This window comes from Alistipes sp. i18-0019-D1 (assembly GCF_042852885.1).
GTDB lineage: Bacteria > Bacteroidota > Bacteroidia > Bacteroidales > Rikenellaceae > Alistipes.
Genome location: NZ_AP031424.1, coordinates 1,283,816 through 1,305,997 on the forward strand (window position 1 = coordinate 1,283,816; position 22,182 = coordinate 1,305,997).

Consider the following 22,182-nt stretch of genomic DNA (forward strand, 5'->3'; position numbering starts at 1 on the left):
TTGCAGGTTTTGAAGATTAAGATTCAGGCACCCATTATCCCACCGAGTCGGAACATGGGCATGTACATGGAGATGAGAATCACGGCGACCAGCAGTCCGACGAGCATGATCAGGGCGGGTTCAAGCATTGCGCCCATGCGCTTGATGCGGTATTCGAGCTCTTCGGAGAGCGACTCGCCCTAGCGGCGGAGTATCTCGGGAAGGCGGTTGGTTTCTTCGCCGACACGGATCAGAACTGTCTGTTTCCAATCATAAAATCTTCGCCACGCTTGTCGAAAATAAGTTACGATACTTTGGTTGCGGTAAGTTTTAGTCAACATTCAAATGTCCATTATTATACCTCCTTCCTATTTAGAGTTGTACACAAGGTACCTGCTGCTTTCATCTGAGAAATTGAAGGAACTGATTCGACTCCCAAAACAGGGCCTCGAACAGCGATAATTATCAAAAACAATCAGTAGAAAGCCCGATGCAAACAGGATAATCCGGCAACCAAGTTTGTACGAATTCAAAGGTTGACGGGTATCTCAAAGGTAAATAACAAATGATAAGATGCGAAGAAAATCAGCCGGAATTCAATGCTTACAATCGCAGATGTAATATGTTGATTATTAGTATATAATATTGAGAAATGTGTATGCGAAATCTTACATCAGAGCAACCATACCGGAGCGGTATTTCGAAGCTCTATTTTTTATTCTAAATCCCGAGAGTTAACATATTTGGGTTTGAACGTCAGAAATGGATATATTTTCGTATATTTGTTATATTAATTGATATTATGTAATAGGTATTAGAAAATATTGAAATATAGCCTAACAGCGTTTATTCCTCTCTCTTAAATTCTCCAGATTTATCAAGATGTAAAAGGATAAACAAGGGTAGTTCGTGCAAATAAAACAGCACGAACTTAACTTGTCTTTTACATAGGTTTTTGGAGATTCCTGAGAGAGGACTTGTTATAGTTCGTGCTTTATTTAGGTACTTAAAAGTAACTATATGAAGCATTTATTCTTTTTCTGCGGTACATGTTCCGCATTTGTCCTATTGCGTTGGTGTCCGGTACTGCGCAATAATCCGTATTGTAGCGGCAAATTATTTGCCAATCCATTCTACTCTTTTTTACCGGACCCGGAATTGGAAAGCTCCCCTTCGAAGCTCATTACAGTCTTGATTCTTGCAGGCGGTACTATCGTTGTTTTAATCCTGCTGATCGTATTTCTGTACTACTCAATTTACCGTATTCGTCGTCGTGTCCGTTTTATGGAACGAAGAATAGACAAACAGATTCGGTTGATTCGGAGCCTGTTGGATTTGGGTTATGTATACAACGAGTCTCCACAAGTATTCTTTGAGAAATTCAAAGATAGGATTAATATCCGACAATTAAAATCCGACGATTTGATAGATATCTCAGATAAGAAATATTCACATTTAAAAGAAGATGAACGATTCTTATGCACATTTCTCGATCAAGGATTTACACATCGTGAATTATGTACTATCTACAATATGAAGACGGTCGGGAATCTTTATGTTAAGTACCATCGTATTCAGGCTAAACTCAAACAAGGAATAAATAAGGCGGTCGGTTTTAAACATCGTAAAAATAGAGGTAAAAAACGGATAATTGATCACAATAATCCGACGTAAGCTTCTGTCTATATATTCTCTTTTAGTTTGCATTGATAATCAGATCATTGTGATATTTTTGTAAGTATTGGATTTTGGCCGGTTTGCGTTCTATCTTGCAGATTGTTGCCTAATTTTGCTATATTAATGTATTCCCCGATTATGAGCAAATCCCCATCTCTTGTTTTCTCTCGTCTCCGAGCCTTTTCTTTGCCAGAATTACTGGTTGTGCTGGTTATTATCGGTATTCTAGTTCTGATCGCGTTGCCGAACCTGATGCCCTTGATTTCGCGGGCGAAAGCCACCGAGGCCCAGCAGCAACTGACCTATCTGCATACGCTCCAGAAGAGTAATTTCTATACCTATTCGCGCTATACGCCCTCGCTGGACGAGTTGGGTTTCGAGCAGTCGAAGCTGGTCACGGACGGCGGTCAGGCCAATTACCTGATCGAGATCGTCGAGGCTTCGGAGCACGGTTTCCGAGCCACGGCCACCGCCGTTGTGGATTTCGATGGCGACGGGACGTATAATGTCTGGGAGATTAACCAGGACAAGGAATTGAAAGAAACCGTCAAAGACTGACCGCTATGCCTCCCCTTTGGCCTTATTTGCTGTTGCTGGTTCCGGCAGCACCGCTCGTATACACCGATTTCCGAATGCGGTGCGTATCGGTTTGGTCATTGGCAGTTCTCTGCGGTGAGGCTGTCGCAGTCGGATGGACCTCTTTTGGATTTCGGCCGATGTTGTTGCATGCAGGTGTCAATGCGGGCATTCTTGTGATCTTCAGCGCGGCCATGCTGGGATACCAACTGCTTCGCCATCGGCCGGTCCGAACGTTTTTTGAGCAGAGTTTCGGACTGGGGGATATCGTCATGATGATTGCGGTCGTTCCGTTGTTCGTTCCCGGTTCCTATGTGCGTTTCCTGCTTGTCTCCTGCCTCGCGGCCTTGGCCTGGTGGATGGTGAAACGCACCGAAACAATCCCTTTCGCGGGAATAATGGCTTTTGTACTTGGTGTTTATGTGTTATGTAAAACTTTCGGATTATGGAACTGACGCACACAATCCCTACCGAGGTCATCCAGCTTCTGAGCGCCTCCGAAGCCGGCGAGTATCAACTTGTCCCGGTTCGCAGGCAGGGTGCGGATGTCTGCTGCTATGGGGCCGCAGACCGGGATTACGGCGACGCCTGCGCGGAACTGGAGGTGCTTTACGGCTGGCATGTCACGGTCGAGCCGGTCGCCAATGAGGACCTGCAGCGGTTGCTGCTGCAATACTACCGCCCGGATACGGCCTCCAAAGCCCCGGCCACCGGCCGCTTGACGGATATTTCGTCGGGCCAGGGCTTCCTGATGTCGCTCGTCGGCGAGGCGTTCCGCGACTATGCCAGCGACATCCATATCGAACCTTATGAGGAGCGTTGCCGCATCCGGTTGCGCATCGACGGTAAACTCACAGAACGCTACGTCGTCGAGCGGACGCAGTATGCGCCGCTCGTGAACCAGATCAAGATACTCGCAAACCTCGACATTTCCGAAAAACGGTTGCCGCAGGACGGGCGCATCCTCTACGACCGCGACGGAAACAAATTCGACGTGCGTGTTTCGACCCTACCGACGATCTACGGCGAAAAGGTGGTGCTGCGCCTCTTGACCCGCCATGTGGAACTGCTGGAACTGAAAAACCTGGGCTTTTCCGAACGCCAGTACGACGATTACTGCCGTTCGATCGCACGGCCGTTCGGCATGGTGCTGATCTGCGGACCGACAGGCTCGGGCAAGAGCACGACGCTCTACGCCACGCTGCGGCGGCTGAACCGCACGTCGGACAACATACTGACGATCGAAGACCCCATCGAGTATACGCTCGAAGGGGTCAACCAGACGCAGCTGAAGGAGGAGATCGGGCTGACGTTCGGCAGTGCGCTGCGCACGTTCCTGCGGCAGGACCCGGACATCATCATGCTGGGCGAGATTCGCGACGGCGATACGGCGCAGATGGCCGTGCGATCGTCGCTGACGGGCCACCTGCTGTTCTCGACGATCCACACCAATACGGCATGGGGCGCCGTGGCGCGCCTGTCGGACATGGGCGTGCATCCCTATCTGGTGGCCAATACGCTGGTGATGACCGTCGCGCAGCGCTTGGTGCGCCTGCTGTGCTCGCATTGCAAACGGGAGGTCGCGGCAACGGACGAGGTGCGGCGGCTGGTTCCGGATGCCGAAGCCCACTTCGAAGCCGTGGGGTGCGAGCGGTGCTTCTATACGGGTTACAGCGGTCGCCGCGCCGTGTATGAGGTGATCCCGATGGACGACGAACTTTCGGCTGCGGCACGCAGCGGTGTTGCGGACATCGCCCCGTTGCTTGCCGCACGCGGCATCCCTTCGCTCAAAGACGCCGTCGTGGGGCTTTTCCTGCGCGGCGAAACCTCCCTCGACGAATTGATTCCCCTGTTGAACTATTAGCCTATGAAATACCTGTGCCTGCTGTTCCTGCTGTTTCCCGCTTATTGTGCCGCCCAGAGCGACTCGGCCCGCTTTGTGGCCATCGACCGCACGCTGGAGGCGCTTGTGGAGCGCGATTCGACCTTCGCCCGCACGGTAGACGTTACGGCGGGGCGCCTGCCTCTTGGGGAGCTCTTGCGCAACATTGCGCGTGCGAGCAGCGTCAACCTGAGCGTGAGGAGCGTCGAGAACGTACCGGTGTCGTGCAATTTCACCCGGGCGCGTGTCGACGACCTGGTGCGCTTCCTCTGCCGGGAGTACCGGCTCGACGTGGAGACCACGGGCAATATCCTCTCGGTCTTTCCAACCGCATCTGTTCCGCAGCCGCAGCCCGACCCGGATATCTTCTACAATGCCGCCGACACGACGCTGTTCTATGACCTGCGGGGCGAGCGGCTGATTGACGTGGCGAAGAAGATCACAACCTTTTCGGGACGGAATATCATCGTTCCGCAGCCTTTGTACGATTATAAGGTCTCGGGCTATGTGCGGGCAATGCCTTTCGACGGGGCCCTGCATACGCTGGCTTCGGTCAACGGCCTTGTGGCCGAGAAGGACGCTTCGCAGGTCTGGACCCTCTACCGGGAGCAGGCTTCGCAGCCCGAAGGCGGTTCGCCGGGGCCGTCCTATACGCGGCGGCGCCAGTTCTCGCAAAACGAACTGCAGGCCGATTCGCTGGGGCGCATCACGGCGCATATCGCCCGGGGGAGCGTGCAGGACGTTATCCTGGACCTCTGCGAACAACTGGGCCTGAACTATTACTTCAAGTCCCCGGTGAGCCTTACCACGGGCATCTGGGTTGACGATACGGATTTCGAGACGCTGCTGGCCGTGCTGCTCAAAGGCTCGCCGTATTCCTACTACTGCGAACGGGGTATCTACGTCTTCGGGGCGTCGCAGAGCGACGGGCTCTCCTCGGCGACGATCGTTCCGCTGGCTTTCCGGGCTGTTTCAAAGGTCGAGGAGATCATCCCCGCGGCGCTGAAACAGGGCGTCGAACTGAAGACCTTCCCGGACCTGAACAGCCTGATCCTTTCGGGCGACCGGAGGGACGTGGCGCGGGTCGAGACGTTCCTCAAATCGGTGGACAAGTCCGTGCCGCTTGTGACGATGGAAATCATTATCGCCGACATTACGAAAAGCAATATCCGGGAGATCGGTATCGGCGGCGGTGTCGGGAAATCACCCGTGCGAACCTCCGGGACGCTGGGGCCGGGTGTGGATATGACTTACAGCGCGGAAGCGGTGAACAACCTGCTGCAACGCATGCAGGGGACGGTAAACCTGGGACGTGTGACGCCGAATTTCTACCTGAGCCTGCAAGCTTTGGAGGAGAACGGTACGGTGCGCCTGCAATCCACGCCCAAGCTCTCGACGCTCAACGGCCACGAAGCGACGCTCACCAGCGGTGAGACGCAGTATTACAAGGAGGTGCAGAACAACTATTACGGCACGCAGAACCCCATTTCGTCAGAGTCCTACCAGTGGAAATCGGTCGATGCGAACCTTTCGATCAAGGTGACGCCCTATGTTTCGACCGATAGGCAGATTACGCTCGAAATCGAGTTCGAGCAGACCGAGTTCACGGGCCGCGAACAAGAGAATGCCCCTCCGGGAACCGCCACGCGGAGCTTCAAATCGATTGTCAAGGTGCAGAATGAAGAAATGGTGCTCCTCGGCGGCCTCGACCGCAACTCGATGGAGAAATCGTCGCGGGGCATTCCGTTCCTGGCCCGCGTCCCGGTTATCAAGTGGTTCTTCGGCAAGGAGAAGCGCAACAAGGTCGAGCGCACACTCAACGTGTTCATCAAACCCACGGTCATAGAATGAAACTGATCCCTTATATCCTGAACCGTATTTCCTTCGTCCGGGCGGAGCTTGCCGCGGACGGAAGCTGCCGTACGGAGGTTTTCGTGTGGCGTCCGGATGGTGTGACTCCGGCCGAACGGAGCGCGGCGAAGAACACACTGGCGGCGGTGGTCGTATCCGGCCACGGGATCATCACGAAACCGGATGATTCGCAGATCACAGCGCGTATCAAGGCCGATCCGGAGACATTCCTATGGAGTTCCGTGGGTGGGGCGACCTCCTTTGTCCGCCAGGAGCATCTGGGTCCACTGACCGAAGAACTCGCCGCAGAGTGCATTGTTCCGGTGCGTATTTTCTGTGCCGACGCGGGTGCGGATTTCGGCGAAACGGCCGGTGAGTTTGCCCGGCAATTCTATGCGGAACTGCGCTGGCGAACGTTTGTACGCCCGACGGCTGAATCCTCGGCTGCGGCGCAGGCCCTGGTGCGGCGGGCGGCGCTTCCGGTGCTGGGGGTGTTCCTGTGCGTGCTCGCGGCCAATGCCATGCTTTCCCTGGACCTGAACGCCCGGCGGCAGATGTTGCAGGAGGAGATCGCGGCCCGGGAACGTACGGCCTCGAACGCCGCCTCGGCGGGAGCCCGGCAGCGGGAACTGCTGGCTGAGTTTTCGACGCGTCGGGCAGTGCCGTGGGCCGTGGTGTGTGACTGTATCGCCGGGGCGGTTCCCGAACGGGTCGTGCTGACGCAGCTGGCGGTCGAGCCGCTCACCAAACGCTTCGAAGCGGGGAAACCGTTGCAACGGCTCGATGACCGGGTCGTCGTCTGCGGAACGGCTCCTGCGGCGGCCGACATCTCGGTATTCGTGCAGCGACTTCCTGCGGCGGCCTGCTGGCGCGAGGTGCGGCTCACCCATGTGGAAAAGGAACGCGACGGCGACCGGCTGGCGTTCCGCATCGAGACCGCCTTATGACACTGCCGTACAAATACCGGGGAATCGTGCTGCTGGCCGGGCTGGCCGTGGTGCTGCCGTGGATGGCGTGGCACTTCGCCCTGCACGACACCTTTACGGCGTGGAGCGACTGCCGGCGGCTGGCCGCACAGCTGGAAACCCTCGCCCTGATGGCGGCGCAGCCTGCGGCGCCCCATGCCGGAGACCGCGAACTGATCCTATCGGGCGGACTGCTCGACACGGTGCGGCGCGCCGCCGCGCAACATGCCGTGCAGGTCGCGGGCTATGAACCGCTCGTCACGGCGGAACGCGACGGCGTGGCGGTGCATACCGCGCAGCTGACCCTGACGGGCGGCTATGGGCCGCTGCTACAGGTCGTCGATGCGCTCGAACGCACGCTCCCCGCCTGCCGTCTGCGTTCGCTCGACTGGCAGGCCGCGCCGGAACGCCGGACGCGTCGGATGCAACTGACGCTGACCCTCTATATCCAGCAAATCGTACTTAAAAAATAACGCCATGAATAAACTGCTGCCCGTTTTATTTGCCCTGCTGGCCGTCGGCTGCGAGGTGCTCGAAGAGGATATTTCCGGCAAGGAGGTGCGGATTACCGCTCCTGCGGACCGGACGACGCTCGCTCCCGGAAGGGTGGAGTTCCGCTGGGCAGCCATGCAATATGCCGCCGGCTACGAATTTACGGTGGTCGCGCCTTCGTTCGGGGCCGCGGAACGCATCGTCGCCGATACGGTGATCTATGCCGATTCGCTCTCCCATAGCTATGGATGCCGCGTGGACCTCACGGCCGGGGAGTACGAATGGTCGGTTACGGGCTTCAACGGCGGTTACAGGACCCGCACCGAAGTCCGGAGCCTGACCGTCGCAGTCCCGGAAACCCCTGAAGACCCTGAGTGATGAAGTCGCGCTGGACGACATATTTGTTGCTGGCGGCCGTTGCGGCGGTCTGGGGCATCGTGGCGTGGAAGATCTTCGCTCCTGCCGACGACCGCGCCCCGGCAGCCCGCCCGAAGCCCGTGCAGCCTGCTGCCGCACGACCTGCGGCCGATACCCTGCGACTCGACTACCCGGACCCGTTCCTGAAGGGCGCGCCGCGCCATGTGACGGCCCCGCGCCCTGCCGTGCGGAACCTCCCGGCGCCGAAAGCCGCCCCTGTAAAACGGGAGCGGGTGAAGATCGCCCACCTGGGAACGGTGACCTCCGCCGGGCAGCCGCTTCATATCCTGACCCTTGGCGATCAGCAGTATGAACTCCGGCGCGGGGATTCGGCCGGAGGGTTCGTGCTCGCGAACTTCGACGCTGATTCGCTCTACCTGTGTAAAGACGGTGTGACATACGGCGTAAAACGGTGTGCGCTATGAAACCTCCGGGCACATACCTGCGCGGGAACGTGCTGCCTACGGTGGTCGTGGTGTCGGTGGTGATGCTGACGACACTGCTGGGGCTGGTGATGCTCTGGGAACAGGAGTCGCTGCTCTTCGCCCGCAGCCGGCGGCTGAGGCAGGCGCGTGCTGATGTCGAATCGGCCTATGCCCTCTGGCGACTGCATCCGGATAATGATGCCCTGACCGCTTCAGATGGTTTCCGGCTCTGCGACTCCCTGCCGCAGTCGCGGGTCTTCGTCGGGGCGGAACCGTGGGGATTGTACGAAGCTGTGCGGGTCCGGACAGCCGATTCACTTATCACAACCTGTCGTCTGTACGGCGCGGAACCCGACGCTTCGAACACGCTCTTCTATGCCGACAACCGCTCGGCGGTGACGCTTGCCGGGCAAACCCTCCTGCAGGGAGCGCTGCGCCTGCCGCAGAATGGAGTGGTCTACGGACGCGTAGGTTCCGATTTCTACCGGGGTCCCCAACTCCTGCGCACGGCCATCCTGCGCTCCGAATCCAGGCTTCCGGAGCCCGATGCGGAGGTCCTGCGTCGTGTGGCCGCGCTTTTTACCCCGCTCGGGCGATCGTCGGATGCACTTCCCGACAGCCTCTCCTGCTCTTTCCGGTGCGATTCCGCTGCCGTTTTCCGCCTCGGCAATGCCGAGGTGGGCGATTGTGCGCTCCGCGGTCGCGTCGTGCTCTATGCCGACTGCCTGCGCATCGACTCTACGTGCCACATGGAGCATCTGCTCGTCGTGGCGCGTAAGATTACCGTGGGCAGCGGCGCGCGCATCGCCGCGCAACTGTTTGCCTGCGATACGCTCGTCGTCGAACCCCGCGCCGTGCTGGAATACCCCTCGGGAATCTATGCACAGCAATATGCCGAGGTGGGTGACCGGGCCGAGGTGAACGGTTATGCCGTTGTCTGCGATACGGTCCGCCGCAAAAAGATTACGGCCAACTACCGCCAGTCGCGTACGGCGCGCCTGAGGGGTCTCGTGTGGGTCAACGGCGTGGCCCAGGTGCAGGGCATCGTCGCGGGGCGGGCTTTCCTGCGGCAGTCGGTCTACTTCTCGCCTCAAGGCTACTATAAGGATATGCTCTATGATGTGACATTGCTCAAAAATCCCGTGACGGCCCAGCCCCTCTGGCTGGCGGCTGCGCGGAGAAAGGAGGCGGCATGCGTCGACTGAAAGGAGCCTCGCTGTTGGAAGCCATCGTGGCTGCCGTACTGTTCCTGACGGTCTTTGCCGTGGTGATGGAGCTGCTGCCGCGTCTGACGGTGCGCGATGACGACGCGCTGCTGGTGGCCGAGGCCGACTACCGCGTCGGGCGGGCTTTCGACAAATACGCCACCGGCATGTGGCCCTGCGGCGACTATGCCGAGGCGTACGACTGGGGTACAGTTATGGTTTGGGTCGAAGCTTACCGCGGGTTTTCGGACCTGCAGGTCGTGACCGTCTCGGCGCGCATCGACGGCAGCCGCAAACGAATTGCCCTTAAACAGCTGGTCGAATGCCGGGACTGAACCACACGCTGCGTGCTTCGACGCTGGTCGAAACGCTGGTGATGATGCTTGTGGCGGGCATCGTCTTCTTCGCCGTGATGGACGGCCTGACGCTTTTTACCCGCCTGCAGGCCCGGCGTGCAGAGGCGTTGCTGGAAAACGGACGCCGTCGCGACGGATATTTCCGGCTGGAGTCGCTGGCGGCCTCTGCCGACAGCATTCGTACCGGACGCGAAGGAGTGGCGGTTTACTACGGCAGTCGGGAGTCGGCTCTGGCGTTATGCGATTCGGCGCTGGTCTACCGCTCCGGGGAGTTCCGGGATACGCTGCTGACGGGCGTGGCCGGGCTGCGGCTCTCCGGGAGTGCCCCCGATACCTTGGAGGTCGCCCTTGCGGAGGGGTTCACGCTCCGCTTCCCGGTAGAACTTCCGCCCCGGGAGCAATACCGAAGATCGCTGGAAGAGATCGAAGAAGGCTATGACTACGAAAAGTAAGATAACGGATGCGCGACGGGAGGTATTCTACGCCGAACTGCACGCACTGCTGACTGCGGGACTGGATTTTTCACATGCCTTTGCGCTGCTGATCGAGGGCGAGCGGGATGTGCGGATGAAAGGGCTCCTGAAGGGCCTTTACGACGGGGTGGTGGGCGGTTCGGCCCTTTGGCAGGCCATGGAGCGCAGCGGGGCGTTCCGACCCCTGGACTGCGGGGTGGTGCGCATCGGCGAACAGACGGGCCGCCTCGCCGAGACGCTCGACTTCCTGCGCGACTACTATCGCAAGCGGACCGCACAACGGCGGATGGTCTCCTCGGCGGTGAGCTACCCGCTGGTGATCCTCTGTACGGCCGTGATGGTCGTGGCCTTCATGCTGGCGGTGATCGTGCCGATGTTCGAGCAGGTCTATGCCCGCATGGGCGGCGAACTCCCGGCTCTGACGCGGTGGATCATTTCGCTCTCGAAATCGTTCCCCGCCTATGCCGCCGTAATCGCGGTTGTGGGCATCACGGCCTACGCGCTTCTCTATACGAACCGAAACCAAAAGGAAGTACAACGATGGACCTCAGAATTTTTGCTGCGTCTGCCCGTGGCGGGCGCTATTATCCGCAAAAACCACCAGGCACAGTTCTGCAAACTGCTCTGCCTGCTCTGCACGTCCGGGGTTCCGCTGCTCACGGGTGTTGGAATGCTGGCCGACGTGATCGGATTCTATCCCTACCGGCAGTCATTTACTTCGATCTGCCGTGGTTTGGAACAGGGGGAACTCTTCTCGGCGTGCGTGGCGCGCTTTCCGGGGCTGTACGACCGCAAACTCACCGCCCTGATCCGCGTCGGCGAGGAGACCAACCGCCTTGCAGAGATGCTCCGCCGCCAGGGCGAATCGCTCACCGACGAACTCGAATACGGGATCAAACGCATGGGCTCGCTTCTGGAACCCGCCCTGATCCTCCTGGTCGGTCTCTTGGTCGCCATAATCCTCATCTCCATGTACATGCCCATGTTCCGACTCGGAGGAATAATGGGGTAAAGTAATCCTGATGTTCACCTCTTAAAATGCAAAACTATGGAAAATGTTTTGATACGGGCGCCTGTCCTCTGAAATGCAATCTTTTCGGAAACTACAACTATCTAACTCTAAACCTTCATCAAATGAAAAACTTTTACTCTTTTTTGGCAGCGTTGTCAACTGCATTGCTGGTATACACAGAGCCAATTCAGGCTCAGAAGCAGCAACAGGACACGCTTCGGAATACCCGGTTATCATCCAATGACGACCCATCTTCTGAAGAACCGGCCCCACCTTGCGACTTCTTACCAGGCAATAGAATAGCCAAATTACCAACAATAAATCTGTCGGTGAAACTTCCGGCGATTTACTATAGATAGACTTATATGTTTGTTTCGGCAACAAAATGGAATAGATTTGATGTGTTATCGAACAACTACTATATGATTGCTTATTCGGATCAAATTTTGAACAGTCTTAGTTAGTATGCATCGTTAGTAAAGAGATTTAGTTCTACGTGCGAAGAATAATTTAAGGGCCAATTCGATCATTTCTACTGATTTTGAGCAGCATTTTGTTTTTCGCCTGAATCGAGCTAAAAATGAAACCCCAGACCTTCCAAATACATCAACAAAGCCTACCGCTTTATGTCTTCAGACTTGGCTGTCGACTTGAGTTTAACGTTGTAATTGGACCCGCAGACAATGCCGTTTGCCTTGAAGAAAGTCATTTTCTCTCGGTCAGAACTTCCACACTTTTTTGCATACCTCAAACTTTGAGGCAAATTACGAAATCTATTGTTAATTACTAAATCCAAGAATAGTACACATATCGAGTGCTTTATGAGGTAATACCGCTATATTGGATAAACCGGGCAATTATGAAAGCTTTTGGAACCAAGTGCAATATATTCAGCGCACACGACGAAGCTGGCCGAAATTCGCGTAAAGTTGGTTCTGTAGGAGCGTGCCTAAGTTGTGCTAAAATAGCTTTACAAAAAACGAGTAATTAATAACCTAAGACATAAAATCATGATAGAGAAAAAAGTATTTAACGAGAAACAGTTATAATATTGCAGCGGGCAGCGCCTCGCCATCGAAAGCCGTATTGTCTATTTTTCAAAGCTTTCGCAAAAATTTTCCGCCGCAGATTTTTGTTATCGCCAGAGAACAGCAAGGTTGGGGCTGGGGCCGGGGCCGCTCCCGAGTCACGACCATTTTTTAAGCTATATATGGATACAAACCGAAAACCGACTAACGGGAATGACTGGAAACTAAAAATCGAATATCACGAATAGGAAATCGCTGCTGATCGGTCTCGAATATGACTGGCCGGGGGTACATGATCCCGCAGGATACGGCCGTCATGGAACGGGTATGGCTGTTAGACGAGTCGGGAACTCCCGTTCCGGCCAGTAATCCGCTCAATAAATATTCGACAGTCCGTAAAGGATTGGAAATGCAGCAGATTTCACCCGGGACAATGTTCGGGGAAACTGTGGCAAAAAAGACGGGCAGAAAGATATTGCAGGTGGTGAATGTGCTCGGAGGATCGAATATTAGGTCCTGGATGAAAGACTCGCCTGCCATCAAAGATAAATGCAGTATTGGATACGATACGCTGCAACTCTATTCGGAAGCGGTACGCAGGGCTCAGCAAGCTATGAAGTACGGGACGCTGAGAGGTATTCTTTGGCATCAGGGAGAATCGAACTTCGGAAATCCCCAGGAATATCGTATTTATCTGAAGCGCCTTGCTGCTGATCTGCGCAAGGATCTGAATGGTCGGAAAATCCCGTTCATCGCCGGTGAATTGGGCTATTGGCAACCTTCTCATCAAAGGTTCAACGAAATGATCCGGACGATCGGAACATTCATTCCCAACAGCGATTATGTGAGTGCCCGGGATGCGGGATATCTGATTGACAGGGAAGACCCGCATTTTAGCCGGGAAAGTCAATTCCTCTTGGGAAAACGATACGCTGAAAAGATTCTGGAAACAGGAATAAAATAGATTCGATTGTGTTTCACCACGTGACATTCAAATATAAAAATTTCTCGTATGTCTTTGTGCTGTTTCCGGAACTACTTACTCTCGGTTTAACATTTTTGTGCAAGAAGCTAAAATGAACCGTTCCTTTCTCGTTACCTATTTTTATACAAATGTAACAACTTGATAAATAGAGTTGTTACATCTTTGTACCCACACTCTTCCGAAAGGAATCAGAAAACTTGAAAAAAGCAACTTTATGACCATGTTGCACATGCAGGTCAACAAGGAACTTTCCGAACCGGAGTGTGAACATCTCAATGCCGTATATAATCGGTTTATCAATCAGATTCAGCATGTTTCGAAACAGGAGAACCAATCGAAACTGGATTCTCTGCATATGCTCGCACGTATCCGGGAACGTCTGATCCGCCTGCTCGAATTCTGCGATAATCGGCGATCCATACAATACGCCTTGGTCAAATCCACCTTGTCACTGATCGAATTCGAGAAGAAACTGATTTACTTACAACTGAAATACCCCGGAATCAAGGATATTCAATCCAAACACCGGCATTTGCCCCTCAAAATCTCGAAAAAATATACGAATTCGGACCTGATGGAACTTATTGCCCCGTTATCGGCAGCCGGATTCTTCTGCCTTTATGACGGCGTTCCGGCATCGTTCATACAGATCGTCCGTGAATTCGAAATCATGTGCAATACCAGAATCAAAAGCCGCTGGTCCATTCTGAACCGCAAGAACAAACTCACGCATTTTTTCGATATCCTCCGGAACACACTTATAGAACTGAGCCAAAGATAACTTGTACCGGATTGAATTTATTTACTAAATCTTCAAAGCTATGCGCATTATTAATACAGTTAATCTACAACTGTCGGGCAATTTATATGCATCGACAGTTTGATTTGAGTCAGAATCATGTGATATAATATAACTATCGAAAAACAGTGTATTTGTCAGGATGAAGTTGCTGTGGATAGATTATTTAATTTGAAAAATCGGGACTTTTTATTAAATTTACATTTAACAAATAGGAGTTGTTTGACAGAATGGAAAGCAGATGCGAACAAATGCATACAACCGTTTCCTAACCATTACCTGCTATATCAAATAGAGTTATAACTTTTTAAGCTACAACTCTATCTGGATGTGAATGGAATGTACTTCGGTACTACCCATTTGCGCCACACGAGAGCAAGTGCAAAAATGCCCTATAAAATCGGAAATCAATAGCTGCGGGCGAACAGCACGCGGCGGTGCGACGGCTTCCCGGAGAAGACGCAGACGCCCTCCTCGTCGGGTGCATCGACCGGAATGCAGCGGATCGTGGCCTTCGTGGCCTCCTTGATCGCCACCTCGGTCTCCACCGTGCCGTCCCAGTGCGCGAGGAGGAAACCTCCCTTTTCGTCGAGCACCCGCTTGAACTCCTCCCACGTGTCGACCTTCGTAATCATCGACTCGCGGTAATCGAGCGCCTTTTTATAGATATTTTCCTGAATCTCGGTCATCAGCCCCTCGATGCGCTCCACGAGTCCCTCCTGCGAAACGGTCTGCTTCTCAAGCGTGTCGCGGCGCACCAGTTCGATCGTGCCGTTCTCCAGATCGCGTCCGCCCATGGCCAGCCGCACGGGCACGCCCTTGAGTTCGTACTCGGCGAACTTGAAGCCCGGGCGCACGTTGTCCCGGTCGTCGATCTTCACGCTGATGCCTTTGTCTCGCAACGCCGCGGCAATCGTCCCGAAGCGGGCACAGATCTCGGCGAGCTGCTCGGGGGTCTTGTAGATCGGGACCATCACCACCTGGATCGGGGCGAGTTTCGGCGGCAGGACCAGGCCGTTGTTATCCGAATGAGCCATGATCAGCGCGCCCATCAGACGGGTCGAGACGCCCCACGAGGTCGCCCACACATATTCCAACTTGCCCTCCTTGTTGACGTACTGCACGTCGAAGGCCTTGGCGAAGTTCTGCCCCAGGAAGTGCGACGTCCCGCTTTGCAGCGCCTTGCCGTCCTGCATCAGCGCCTCGATGGTGAGCGTGTCCTCGGCCCCCGCGAAGCGCTCGTTGGGCGACTTGTGTCCCACGACGACGGGCAGCGACATCCACTCCTCGGCGAATTTCTGGTAGACATGGATCATTTTCGTGGCCTCCTCGACGGCCTCTTCGCGCGTGGCGTGCGCCGTGTGGCCCTCCTGCCACAGGAACTCGGCCGTACGCAGGAACAGGCGCGTACGCATCTCCCAGCGCACGACGTTGGCCCACTGGTTGCAGAGGATCGGCAGGTCGCGGTAGGACTGAATCCAGTTCTTATAGGTGTTCCAGATGATCGTCTCCGACGTCGGGCGCACGATCAGCTCCTCCTCCAGTTTGGCGTCGGGATCGACCACGACGCCCTTCCCCTCGGGATCGTTCTTCAGACGGTAATGCGTCACCACGGCGCACTCCTTGGCAAATCCCTCGACGTGGTGGGCCTCCTTCGAGAAGAAGGATTTAGGGATGAAAAGCGGGAAATAGGCGTTCTGGTGTCCCGTATCCTTGAACATCTTGTCCAGCGCGGCCTGCATCTTCTCCCAGATGGCGTAGCCGTAGGGTTTGATGACCATACATCCGCGGACGGCGGAGTTCTCCGCAAGTCCCGCCTTCACGACCAGGTCGTTATACCACTGCGAGTAGTTCTCGTCGGACTTCGTGAGGTCCTTCAGTTCCTTTGCCATATCGTATCGGTTTTTACTTTTATTTCGGACTGCAAATATAGTAAAAAAATAAAGGCCCGTCGCAAAGGCACACCCTTTTTTCGGACACAACTTTTGTGATTAGGAAAAATAGTTGATTGATAACGAGTTAGTAAATGACACAAGTACGGATTTATCCGTATAAACATTATTTCGCTAAGGAAACTACTCTTTTCATGTAGGTTTCTATGTAGGTTAATTAATACCAATTGATTCCTACTAATGCGAATTAATAATAAGTCATTAACTAACTCGTTATCAGTCTATGTACACGATTAACATCAGGGGTAAGCAGAACCCGAAAGACACCAAGATGGTCAAGCTGGAGATAATTTTCTTCAAGACCGGTTACGCCCGTGTGCCGAAGGTTATAAACATCACAGGGCTATTAAAAGACTGGGATGTCAAGTCTCAGAGTTTCCGTGTAGGGAGTGCGGAGGCCACTACCAAGAACAAACTGCTTTTCGATTTGCGAACCAAATATCTGCATGTCGCCGATACCTGGGAGATGGAAGGCAGGAACTGGTCGCCCGTCCAGCTATCACATTGCTTCGATGAAATCAAGGCGGCCAAACCCGAGGTCAAAGTAAAGAGTGTCCAGCAGATGATCGATTATCTTGAAGAGACATTCAAAAACAAGAAACGCATCAAGAACGGTCAGATTGTCGACAGCACGACCAATGCTAAACGGTATGTCTATCTCAAGCGTGAACTGCAGGCGTTTACAAAGGAAAAATATGAAAAAGCCTTTTCCTCTTATTTCTTTACGGATATTACAGAAGAGTTTCTTCTTGACTTTGCGTTTTGGCTTAAAGAAAGAGGTATCAGAAATGGCAACAAGGCCGGACTTACACACAAACTAAGGTTGCTCCGTGCCGTATGCAGGCAGGCAGAAAAGAAAGAGATGTACGGGGTGAATATGGATAACTTCCTCTGTCTCGGTGATGATATTAATTGGCCGGAAACCACTTCAAGAGCAGTTCCGGAAACAGTCATAGCTAAAATCGCAAATGTTGACCGTACCTTGTTTACGAAAAAAGAGCAGTTGCATCTTGATTTGTTCCTGTTCAGCTACTATACCGGAGGTATGGCGAATGTCGATGTATGTAACCTGACATGGGATTTGGTCCAGGAAGACCGCATCGTCTATGAACGTATCAAGTTTCCCAAAACAGCCAAACCGGAATTACTCAGTAAAGCAAAAGCCATCATGAATAAATACCGTGGGCAAAGTTATGGAAATTATGTATTTCCTGTTTTTACTCATAAACACACGACCACTTCCAAGAAGACTACACGTGTCAAGCAAATTTCCACACGCCTTTCACAAACCTTGACGAAAGCATGCAAGATGCTGCGCATTAAAGAAAACATCACATGGTATTCCGCCCGTGGCTCTTTCATATCGAAGATGGTAGATGCCGGTAATAATCCGTATGTGGTTGCAGAGATGGCTGGTAACAGCCCATTGACCATCTATAAGCATTACTACAAGAATACAAAGCGGGAAGAAATCAAGCGGCAGATGGAAGAAATGTTCTGACCAGACATATCCATAAAGTTGTAAACACCTTGACAATTTCTCTGATGGATAAATCATACGGTGTAATGGCTGTTAAAAGTCATTGATTACCAATGTGATATTTGCAATATTGACAAAATCGCTCTTATTCTCGATTATTTTCATTACCTTTGTGGTCAATAACTTAAATAGAATTTATATGAAAGAATTGGTTTCAAAAATACAGGAAGTATATGCTACATTCTCCACGGATGCGGCACTTCAGATTGAAAAAGGCAACAAGGCCGCAGGGACCCGTGCCCGTAAGACCTCGTTGGAACTGGAAAAACTGATGAAAGAGTTTCGTAAGCTTTCCTTGGAAGAGTCTAAAAAATAACCTTTACACGTCCGGTCGTTATCACATAATGGCCGGTTCTTCTGCAGATGCGGCATAAAAACCATATTGGCAGAACGACATAATAAAATACGGAAAGCGTTAGCTTTTGTCATGCACCGAAATCTGGTAAATTTCACTTATCCGCAGGACAAACAGTTTTCGCCTATGCTTTTGCGTGGGCTTAACTTGTTTGCGGATAGGTTTACCAGAACCTCGGTGCTACGGGTTATGTCCCACGCTTTTTGGTCTTGGTACATTGAATGCTTGACGGGACTCAAGCCAAATACGGAGATATTATGAACGACATGAATCTGATGGATGAACTTTTGAAAATTCCTGCTGATGCAACTGCCGCCACCGTACAAGGCATAGAAATGCTGCTTATCGATGAAAACAAGGCGGGGGCTTTATTGGAGTCGGATCCTAATGACAACACCATCCACGAATGCCTTTTAAGCAACGGCCGTTTCCTGTTCCAATCGGACAATACCAACCTCGTTGCCCTGTATAAAGTAACAGGAGCATCTGAATAACGCTCCTGTTGCATATAATCACCTTATTTGTCTGATTTCATCCTTCCTGCAAAGGCTTTTGACGGTTTGAATGCCGGGATATTGTGGGCAGGCACTATTATCGTGGTATTCCTGCTTATGTTGCGTGCTGTCTTTTCCGCACGGTGTTTGATGATAAAAGAACCGAAGCCGCGAAGATAAACCTCCTCGCCGTTTATCATGGAAGACTTTACGCTATCCATGAATCCTTCGACAACTTGTAACACGACCTGCTTCTCCAGACCGGTCTGCGTTGCTATTTCCCTGACGATATCCGCTTTTGTCATATTAACTCTTGATTAAATACTGTCAATCCGTTCACAAAGATACATCATTTCCTGAAATATCCTCCTTTTACAAACACATATAATAAACATTAGCCGGCGTCCGTCTCTACTCTTTCGATACAAATAGTATCGAAGTATGAAGCTGACACTCAACCGCAAATTCAAAGGTCAGACCTATACCATAGGCGACCTGTCCATCGACGGCAAATTTTTCTGTAATACCATCGAAGATGCCGTGAGGGAACTTCCGGCAACCTGTCCGGATACTCCTCGCGGCCGTTCCTGTACCTGCAAGGAAAAGGTCTATTCCAAGACCGCCATTCCTGCCGGGACTTATAAAGTTACCCTTCAGTACAGCCCCAAGTACAAGAAAAAAATGCCATATCTGCACGATGTACCTCATTTCCTCGGCATCCTGATCCATTCAGGCAACACCGAGGGAGATTCCGCCGGTTGTATCATCGTGGGAAAGAATACGGTCAAGGGAAAAGTTTTGGAATCCCGTACTACATTCCAAAAACTGTATGCCATGCTCGAGTCCGAAAGGGACATAACCATTCAGATTATATAAATCGAATGGCGGTCAACAGGCTCAAACCACCCAGAAACCTGCGCATCGAGTTCAAACCGTCCCCACGGCAGTATGAACTCTGGAAACTGTTGCAACCGAACTATTGTCCCCATTGTGGCGGGGAGATCGAGCAAATCCTTATCGGTTATGACCAGCAAGGCAACCCTCAGTACAGGCCTCAATGCAGGCATTGCAAGTCGCAGAACCTGCCGCAGCTGATACTGGGAGGCGGAGCGGCCGGCGGCGGAAAATCGTATATCGGCAGCGTTTGGCTGGTGTCTTCATGTATTCGGTTCGAGAATATCCGTGCGGTGGTGGCCCGTAAGACACTCAAGTCGTTAAAGGAATCGACATGGAACACCATCAAGTCGATTCTGAAGGACTGGGGACTGAAAGAGGATACAAACTACAAGATAAACAACCTCGAAGGCACGCTCACATTCTGGAATGACTCGGTCATCATCATGAAGGAGATGGCGGATATCCCCAGCGACCCCAACTTCGAGCGTTTCGGCTCTTCGGAATATACCATCGCCATGGTGGATGAGGTGTCGGAAATCTCGGAACGGGCCGTCGAAGTACTGTTCTCCCGTCTCCGCTGGAGAACCCATGAGACATTCAAGACCCCGAGAATGCTGCTCACCACCAATCCGACGATTAACTGGGTGCGTTCCCGCTTCGTGCAGGACGAAAACGGAGACAAGGTCATCTGCCGCGAGGGTGAAGCGTATATACCTTTTTCCGTGTTTGACAACCCGAATATCGCTTTCCGTCAGGTGTACGAGGCGGCCCTGAACAAGATCCGGGACCAGGCGACAAAGGAACGCCTGCTCTATGGCAACTGGGATTTCGTGGAAGCCAACGATATGGCGATTTATAACAGTTTCGACGGCTCCCGGCATCTCGTTACCGGACTGAAAGAAAAAGCATACGATCCGACCAAGCCGCTCATCACGGTGTGGGACTTCAATGTTGCCCCCCAAATGTCGGTGCTCTCCGCACAAATAGACTATGAAAACAGGAAGGTCTATATACTGGAAGAGATACTCGGCAAGCCGGAGGAAAAGGAGAACAACACACCTGCGTTGGCACGGAAAGTACGCTTAAAACTTTACCGGGACAAGCATATTGGCGGAGTGGATGTGACCGGTGACCCTTCCGGGTTACAACGCTCCACCACCAACGAGGACGGCATCAACAACTATACCATCATCACGGACACTTTCGGCAGAGGAATCCTGCGACCGAAGGTAAAGCTGTTACGCAAGCAGCCTCCGCAGGCTACACGGTGCGAGTTCGTCAACGAGGTATTCGGGGGCTATGAAGGCTGGGAGATACAAATCGATATCAAATGTCGCAAACTTACCCAGGATCTGATTTACCAGCTTCGTAACGAGGACGGTACCAAGAGCAAACAGAAGACCACCGACCCGAAAACCGGTGTCAAATATGAACGGTATGGACACTTGTCCGACTGCCTTGACTACCTGCTCTGTTACTACCTGCGCGACAGCTGGTACAAGTTCAAGAGCGGAGGCGACGGGAACGGGTATGTGGTCTCCACATCGGTAATTCAGGAAGGATTTTCATACTAATAACGGAACAAGGATATGTACAGACGGTTTCTCAATAATGACGACTATCTTGGGATAATTACTCCGGAAGCACTAGCACAACTCACGCGGGGCAATGATGCACGATTCATCCAGGCGGAAGAATCGGCGGAGATGAGCATTGTGGAATATTTGTCAGAGAACTACGAGATTGAAAAGGAACTTGCAAAAGGAAAATATATCGCCGAATACGACCATCGAATTACCTATCCCGTGGGTGTGCATGTCTATTTCGAGGGACAAATCCATGAGGTGATACGCTCCGTCAGCGGCTATCGCAAGCCGGCAACGGCAATCTATTGGGAAGAGTGTTCCGATATCCACGTCGATGCGGGACAAGTTGTAAATTACTCCCAGTTCAACACCTATTATCCGGGTGATAAAGTAAACTACAACGGTGTTGTCTATATTTGCCTTGCCGAAAACGGGTACAAGTTCGATGATATCCGTATCCCGATGGTCGGCGGTTGGATCGAGACGGAAGTCACGTTATGGCAGCCTGTCGAGTATCCTCTGTGGTCAGTCGTTGAATATGAAGGGGCGTTCTATACTTTGATGACGCTTGACTGTTTCGATTGCAATCTTGACCCTATGGTGTCCGACTGTTGGGGAGCCATAGCCGATTACGATTCATCATACAATGCCTACGAATTGTCGGAACACGAATATGTAGTTTATGACGGACGGGTATTTTACCCGGAAACGGATGTGAACGCGGACACGCCGCAAGTCGGTCTAAACCTATCATTACACGATCCACGAAACTACAACCTCAAGAAGCATATGGTTCGATTGGCTATCTACGAGCTCACGAAACTCATTGCCCCGAATAATGTCAGTGTTGTCCGTATGCGCGATTACGAGGACAGCATGAAATGGCTTAATGATGCCGCCAAATTGCGACTTAATCCACAAATCCCCCGTAAAGTCGATGACACGAAAAAGCCGGTTACCGATTGGCAACTGGCTACTTTCCAAACAGATTATGACCCGTATCGAAACCCGTGGCTGACCTAAATAACAGTAAATACCGCTACCGGATTTGTTGTCGTAGTCTTTACCATGAACAAGAAACGAAATTACTGCTTGTTTGTTAGTTCCGTTTCCACAAGAGCCCCCCTGAACGGGTGGCAAGTTCCTTGTAATATGCCGCCAAAAGAAGATATAAATTTGGCCTTTTAGAATAATCCAATCTGCTATATTCCTTACTGCCTTTGCGGTATTTAATAA

General features: G+C 52.6%; 23 protein-coding genes and 1 pseudogene. 21 read left to right on the forward strand and 3 right to left on the reverse strand.

Annotated features, from left to right (window positions below; genetic code table 11):
* Positions 1–23: 23 nt before the first annotated feature.
* Positions 24–161, reverse strand: a pseudogene (locus ACGHP5_RS05185) (type II secretion system F family protein); the annotation flags it as partial.
* A gap of 838 nt (positions 162–999) precedes the next feature.
* Here ACGHP5_RS05185 and ACGHP5_RS05190 point away from each other — a divergent pair.
* The 15 genes from ACGHP5_RS05190 to ACGHP5_RS05260 all read left to right on the forward strand — a co-directional run bounded on the left by ACGHP5_RS05190 (position 1,000) and on the right by ACGHP5_RS05260 (position 14,104).
* Complete coding sequence (locus ACGHP5_RS05190; RefSeq protein WP_337755965.1) at positions 1,000–1,653, forward strand: hypothetical protein; 654 nt, start codon at positions 1,000–1,002, stop codon at positions 1,651–1,653.
* Between the two features lie 141 nt (positions 1,654–1,794).
* Positions 1,795–2,214 (forward strand): type IV pilin protein, encoded by a 420-nt coding sequence (locus ACGHP5_RS05195; protein ID WP_337755966.1) that lies wholly within the window; start codon positions 1,795–1,797, stop codon positions 2,212–2,214.
* A gap of 98 nt (positions 2,215–2,312) precedes the next feature.
* Positions 2,313–2,687, forward strand: a complete 375-nt coding sequence (locus tag ACGHP5_RS05200) for a hypothetical protein (RefSeq protein ID WP_390568184.1) — start codon at positions 2,313–2,315, stop codon at positions 2,685–2,687.
* Positions 2,678–4,096: a GspE/PulE family protein gene (locus tag ACGHP5_RS05205; protein ID WP_337755968.1), complete on the forward strand. Its 1,419-nt coding sequence runs from the start codon at positions 2,678–2,680 to the stop codon at positions 4,094–4,096. The genes ACGHP5_RS05200 and ACGHP5_RS05205 overlap by 10 nt, the downstream gene beginning before the upstream one ends.
* Before the next feature lie 3 nt (positions 4,097–4,099).
* Positions 4,100–5,965 carry a type II secretion system protein GspD gene (locus ACGHP5_RS05210; protein WP_337755969.1) on the forward strand — a complete coding sequence of 622 codons (1,866 nt, stop codon included), beginning with the start codon at positions 4,100–4,102 and terminating at the stop codon, positions 5,963–5,965.
* The gene (locus tag ACGHP5_RS05215) at positions 5,962–6,912 is read left to right on the forward strand and encodes a hypothetical protein (protein WP_321590099.1); all 951 of its coding nucleotides are present in this window, start codon (positions 5,962–5,964) and stop codon (positions 6,910–6,912) included. Before ACGHP5_RS05210 ends, ACGHP5_RS05215 begins: the two co-directional genes overlap by 4 nt.
* Complete coding sequence (locus ACGHP5_RS05220) at positions 6,909–7,403, forward strand: hypothetical protein (protein WP_337755970.1); 495 nt, start codon at positions 6,909–6,911, stop codon at positions 7,401–7,403. Before ACGHP5_RS05215 ends, ACGHP5_RS05220 begins: the two co-directional genes overlap by 4 nt.
* A gap of 4 nt (positions 7,404–7,407) precedes the next feature.
* Positions 7,408–7,800, forward strand: a complete 393-nt coding sequence (locus ACGHP5_RS05225) for a hypothetical protein (protein ID WP_337755971.1) — start codon at positions 7,408–7,410, stop codon at positions 7,798–7,800.
* Entirely contained in the window at positions 7,800–8,264 is a 465-nt protein-coding gene (locus ACGHP5_RS05230) for a hypothetical protein (RefSeq protein WP_337755972.1), read from the forward strand. The genes ACGHP5_RS05225 and ACGHP5_RS05230 overlap by 1 nt, the downstream gene beginning before the upstream one ends.
* Positions 8,261–9,469 carry a hypothetical protein gene (locus ACGHP5_RS05235; RefSeq protein WP_321590100.1) on the forward strand — a complete coding sequence of 403 codons (1,209 nt, stop codon included), beginning with the start codon at positions 8,261–8,263 and terminating at the stop codon, positions 9,467–9,469. Before ACGHP5_RS05230 ends, ACGHP5_RS05235 begins: the two co-directional genes overlap by 4 nt.
* Positions 9,457–9,804, forward strand: coding sequence for a hypothetical protein (locus ACGHP5_RS05240; protein ID WP_337755973.1), 348 nt, complete (start codon positions 9,457–9,459; stop codon positions 9,802–9,804). The genes ACGHP5_RS05235 and ACGHP5_RS05240 overlap by 13 nt, the downstream gene beginning before the upstream one ends.
* The gene (locus ACGHP5_RS05245) at positions 9,792–10,277 is read left to right on the forward strand and encodes a hypothetical protein (protein WP_337755974.1); all 486 of its coding nucleotides are present in this window, start codon (positions 9,792–9,794) and stop codon (positions 10,275–10,277) included. The genes ACGHP5_RS05240 and ACGHP5_RS05245 overlap by 13 nt, the downstream gene beginning before the upstream one ends.
* A complete protein-coding gene (locus tag ACGHP5_RS05250; RefSeq protein ID WP_337755975.1) occupies positions 10,261–11,310 on the forward strand; it encodes a type II secretion system F family protein in 1,050 nt (349 codons plus the stop codon). The genes ACGHP5_RS05245 and ACGHP5_RS05250 overlap by 17 nt, the downstream gene beginning before the upstream one ends.
* Positions 11,311–12,612: 1,302 nt before the next feature.
* Complete coding sequence (locus tag ACGHP5_RS05255) at positions 12,613–13,302, forward strand: sialate O-acetylesterase (RefSeq protein ID WP_337755976.1); 690 nt, start codon at positions 12,613–12,615, stop codon at positions 13,300–13,302.
* A 235-nt stretch (positions 13,303–13,537) separates the two neighbouring features.
* Positions 13,538–14,104 carry a hypothetical protein gene (locus ACGHP5_RS05260; protein ID WP_337755977.1) on the forward strand — a complete coding sequence of 189 codons (567 nt, stop codon included), beginning with the start codon at positions 13,538–13,540 and terminating at the stop codon, positions 14,102–14,104.
* 425 nt (positions 14,105–14,529) lie between these two features.
* Here the strand turns inward: ACGHP5_RS05260 and proS are convergent, their stop codons facing one another.
* Complete coding sequence (gene proS / locus ACGHP5_RS05265; RefSeq protein WP_295904400.1) at positions 14,530–16,014, reverse strand: proline--tRNA ligase; 1,485 nt, start codon at positions 16,012–16,014, stop codon at positions 14,530–14,532.
* A 283-nt stretch (positions 16,015–16,297) separates the two neighbouring features.
* On the opposite strand from proS, the gene ACGHP5_RS05270 reads away from it, so the two are divergent.
* The 3 genes from ACGHP5_RS05270 (at position 16,298) to ACGHP5_RS05280 (ending at position 18,463) form a co-directional block, all read left to right on the forward strand.
* A complete protein-coding gene (locus tag ACGHP5_RS05270) occupies positions 16,298–17,575 on the forward strand; it encodes a phage integrase SAM-like domain-containing protein (RefSeq protein WP_004293508.1) in 1,278 nt (425 codons plus the stop codon).
* 178 nt (positions 17,576–17,753) lie between these two features.
* The gene (locus ACGHP5_RS05275) at positions 17,754–17,930 is read left to right on the forward strand and encodes a histone H1 (protein WP_009316604.1); all 177 of its coding nucleotides are present in this window, start codon (positions 17,754–17,756) and stop codon (positions 17,928–17,930) included.
* A 296-nt stretch (positions 17,931–18,226) separates the two neighbouring features.
* Positions 18,227–18,463, forward strand: coding sequence for a hypothetical protein (locus ACGHP5_RS05280; protein WP_009316603.1), 237 nt, complete (start codon positions 18,227–18,229; stop codon positions 18,461–18,463).
* A 23-nt stretch (positions 18,464–18,486) separates the two neighbouring features.
* Here ACGHP5_RS05280 and ACGHP5_RS05285 read toward each other — a convergent pair whose 3' ends face one another.
* A complete protein-coding gene (locus tag ACGHP5_RS05285) occupies positions 18,487–18,768 on the reverse strand; it encodes an HU family DNA-binding protein (protein WP_008142902.1) in 282 nt (93 codons plus the stop codon).
* A 136-nt stretch (positions 18,769–18,904) separates the two neighbouring features.
* Between ACGHP5_RS05285 and ACGHP5_RS05290 the strand changes: the two genes are divergently transcribed.
* The 3 genes from ACGHP5_RS05290 to ACGHP5_RS05300 are packed head-to-tail and all read left to right on the forward strand — an operon-like array spanning position 18,905 to position 21,969.
* Positions 18,905–19,339, forward strand: coding sequence for a DUF5675 family protein (locus tag ACGHP5_RS05290; RefSeq protein ID WP_009316602.1), 435 nt, complete (start codon positions 18,905–18,907; stop codon positions 19,337–19,339).
* 5 nt (positions 19,340–19,344) lie between these two features.
* Positions 19,345–20,934 (forward strand): phage terminase large subunit, encoded by a 1,590-nt coding sequence (locus tag ACGHP5_RS05295; RefSeq protein WP_004303996.1) that lies wholly within the window; start codon positions 19,345–19,347, stop codon positions 20,932–20,934.
* A gap of 15 nt (positions 20,935–20,949) precedes the next feature.
* Positions 20,950–21,969, forward strand: a complete 1,020-nt coding sequence (locus ACGHP5_RS05300) for a hypothetical protein (RefSeq protein ID WP_009316601.1) — start codon at positions 20,950–20,952, stop codon at positions 21,967–21,969.
* Positions 21,970–22,182: the final 213 nt, after the last annotated feature.

Excerpts from the sequence above, each read along its gene's own strand:
- ACGHP5_RS05270 (WP_004293508.1), top strand. The coding sequence starts at position 16,298 with ATGTACACGATTAACATCAGGGGTAAGCAGAACCCGAAAGACACCAAG.
- ACGHP5_RS05220 (WP_337755970.1), top strand. The coding sequence starts at position 6,909 with ATGACACTGCCGTACAAATACCGGGGAATCGTGCTGCTGGCCGGGCTG.
- ACGHP5_RS05260 (WP_337755977.1), top strand. The coding sequence starts at position 13,538 with ATGACCATGTTGCACATGCAGGTCAACAAGGAACTTTCCGAACCGGAG.
- ACGHP5_RS05230 (WP_337755972.1), top strand. The coding sequence starts at position 7,800 with ATGAAGTCGCGCTGGACGACATATTTGTTGCTGGCGGCCGTTGCGGCG.
- ACGHP5_RS05280 (WP_009316603.1), top strand. The coding sequence starts at position 18,227 with ATGAACGACATGAATCTGATGGATGAACTTTTGAAAATTCCTGCTGAT.
- ACGHP5_RS05190 (WP_337755965.1), top strand. The coding sequence starts at position 1,000 with ATGAAGCATTTATTCTTTTTCTGCGGTACATGTTCCGCATTTGTCCTA.
- ACGHP5_RS05290 (WP_009316602.1), top strand. The coding sequence starts at position 18,905 with ATGAAGCTGACACTCAACCGCAAATTCAAAGGTCAGACCTATACCATA.
- ACGHP5_RS05250 (WP_337755975.1), top strand. The coding sequence starts at position 10,261 with ATGACTACGAAAAGTAAGATAACGGATGCGCGACGGGAGGTATTCTAC.
- ACGHP5_RS05235 (WP_321590100.1), top strand. The coding sequence starts at position 8,261 with ATGAAACCTCCGGGCACATACCTGCGCGGGAACGTGCTGCCTACGGTG.
- ACGHP5_RS05275 (WP_009316604.1), top strand. The coding sequence starts at position 17,754 with ATGAAAGAATTGGTTTCAAAAATACAGGAAGTATATGCTACATTCTCC.
- ACGHP5_RS05255 (WP_337755976.1), top strand. The coding sequence starts at position 12,613 with ATGACTGGCCGGGGGTACATGATCCCGCAGGATACGGCCGTCATGGAA.
- ACGHP5_RS05225 (WP_337755971.1), top strand. The coding sequence starts at position 7,408 with ATGAATAAACTGCTGCCCGTTTTATTTGCCCTGCTGGCCGTCGGCTGC.
- ACGHP5_RS05300 (WP_009316601.1), top strand. The coding sequence starts at position 20,950 with ATGTACAGACGGTTTCTCAATAATGACGACTATCTTGGGATAATTACT.
- ACGHP5_RS05215 (WP_321590099.1), top strand. The coding sequence starts at position 5,962 with ATGAAACTGATCCCTTATATCCTGAACCGTATTTCCTTCGTCCGGGCG.
- ACGHP5_RS05205 (WP_337755968.1), top strand. The coding sequence starts at position 2,678 with ATGGAACTGACGCACACAATCCCTACCGAGGTCATCCAGCTTCTGAGC.
- ACGHP5_RS05295 (WP_004303996.1), top strand. The coding sequence starts at position 19,345 with ATGGCGGTCAACAGGCTCAAACCACCCAGAAACCTGCGCATCGAGTTC.
- proS (WP_295904400.1), bottom strand. The coding sequence starts at position 16,014 with ATGGCAAAGGAACTGAAGGACCTCACGAAGTCCGACGAGAACTACTCG.
- ACGHP5_RS05210 (WP_337755969.1), top strand. The coding sequence starts at position 4,100 with ATGAAATACCTGTGCCTGCTGTTCCTGCTGTTTCCCGCTTATTGTGCC.
- ACGHP5_RS05195 (WP_337755966.1), top strand. The coding sequence starts at position 1,795 with ATGAGCAAATCCCCATCTCTTGTTTTCTCTCGTCTCCGAGCCTTTTCT.
- ACGHP5_RS05245 (WP_337755974.1), top strand. The coding sequence starts at position 9,792 with ATGCCGGGACTGAACCACACGCTGCGTGCTTCGACGCTGGTCGAAACG.
- ACGHP5_RS05285 (WP_008142902.1), bottom strand. The coding sequence starts at position 18,768 with ATGACAAAAGCGGATATCGTCAGGGAAATAGCAACGCAGACCGGTCTG.
- ACGHP5_RS05240 (WP_337755973.1), top strand. The coding sequence starts at position 9,457 with ATGCGTCGACTGAAAGGAGCCTCGCTGTTGGAAGCCATCGTGGCTGCC.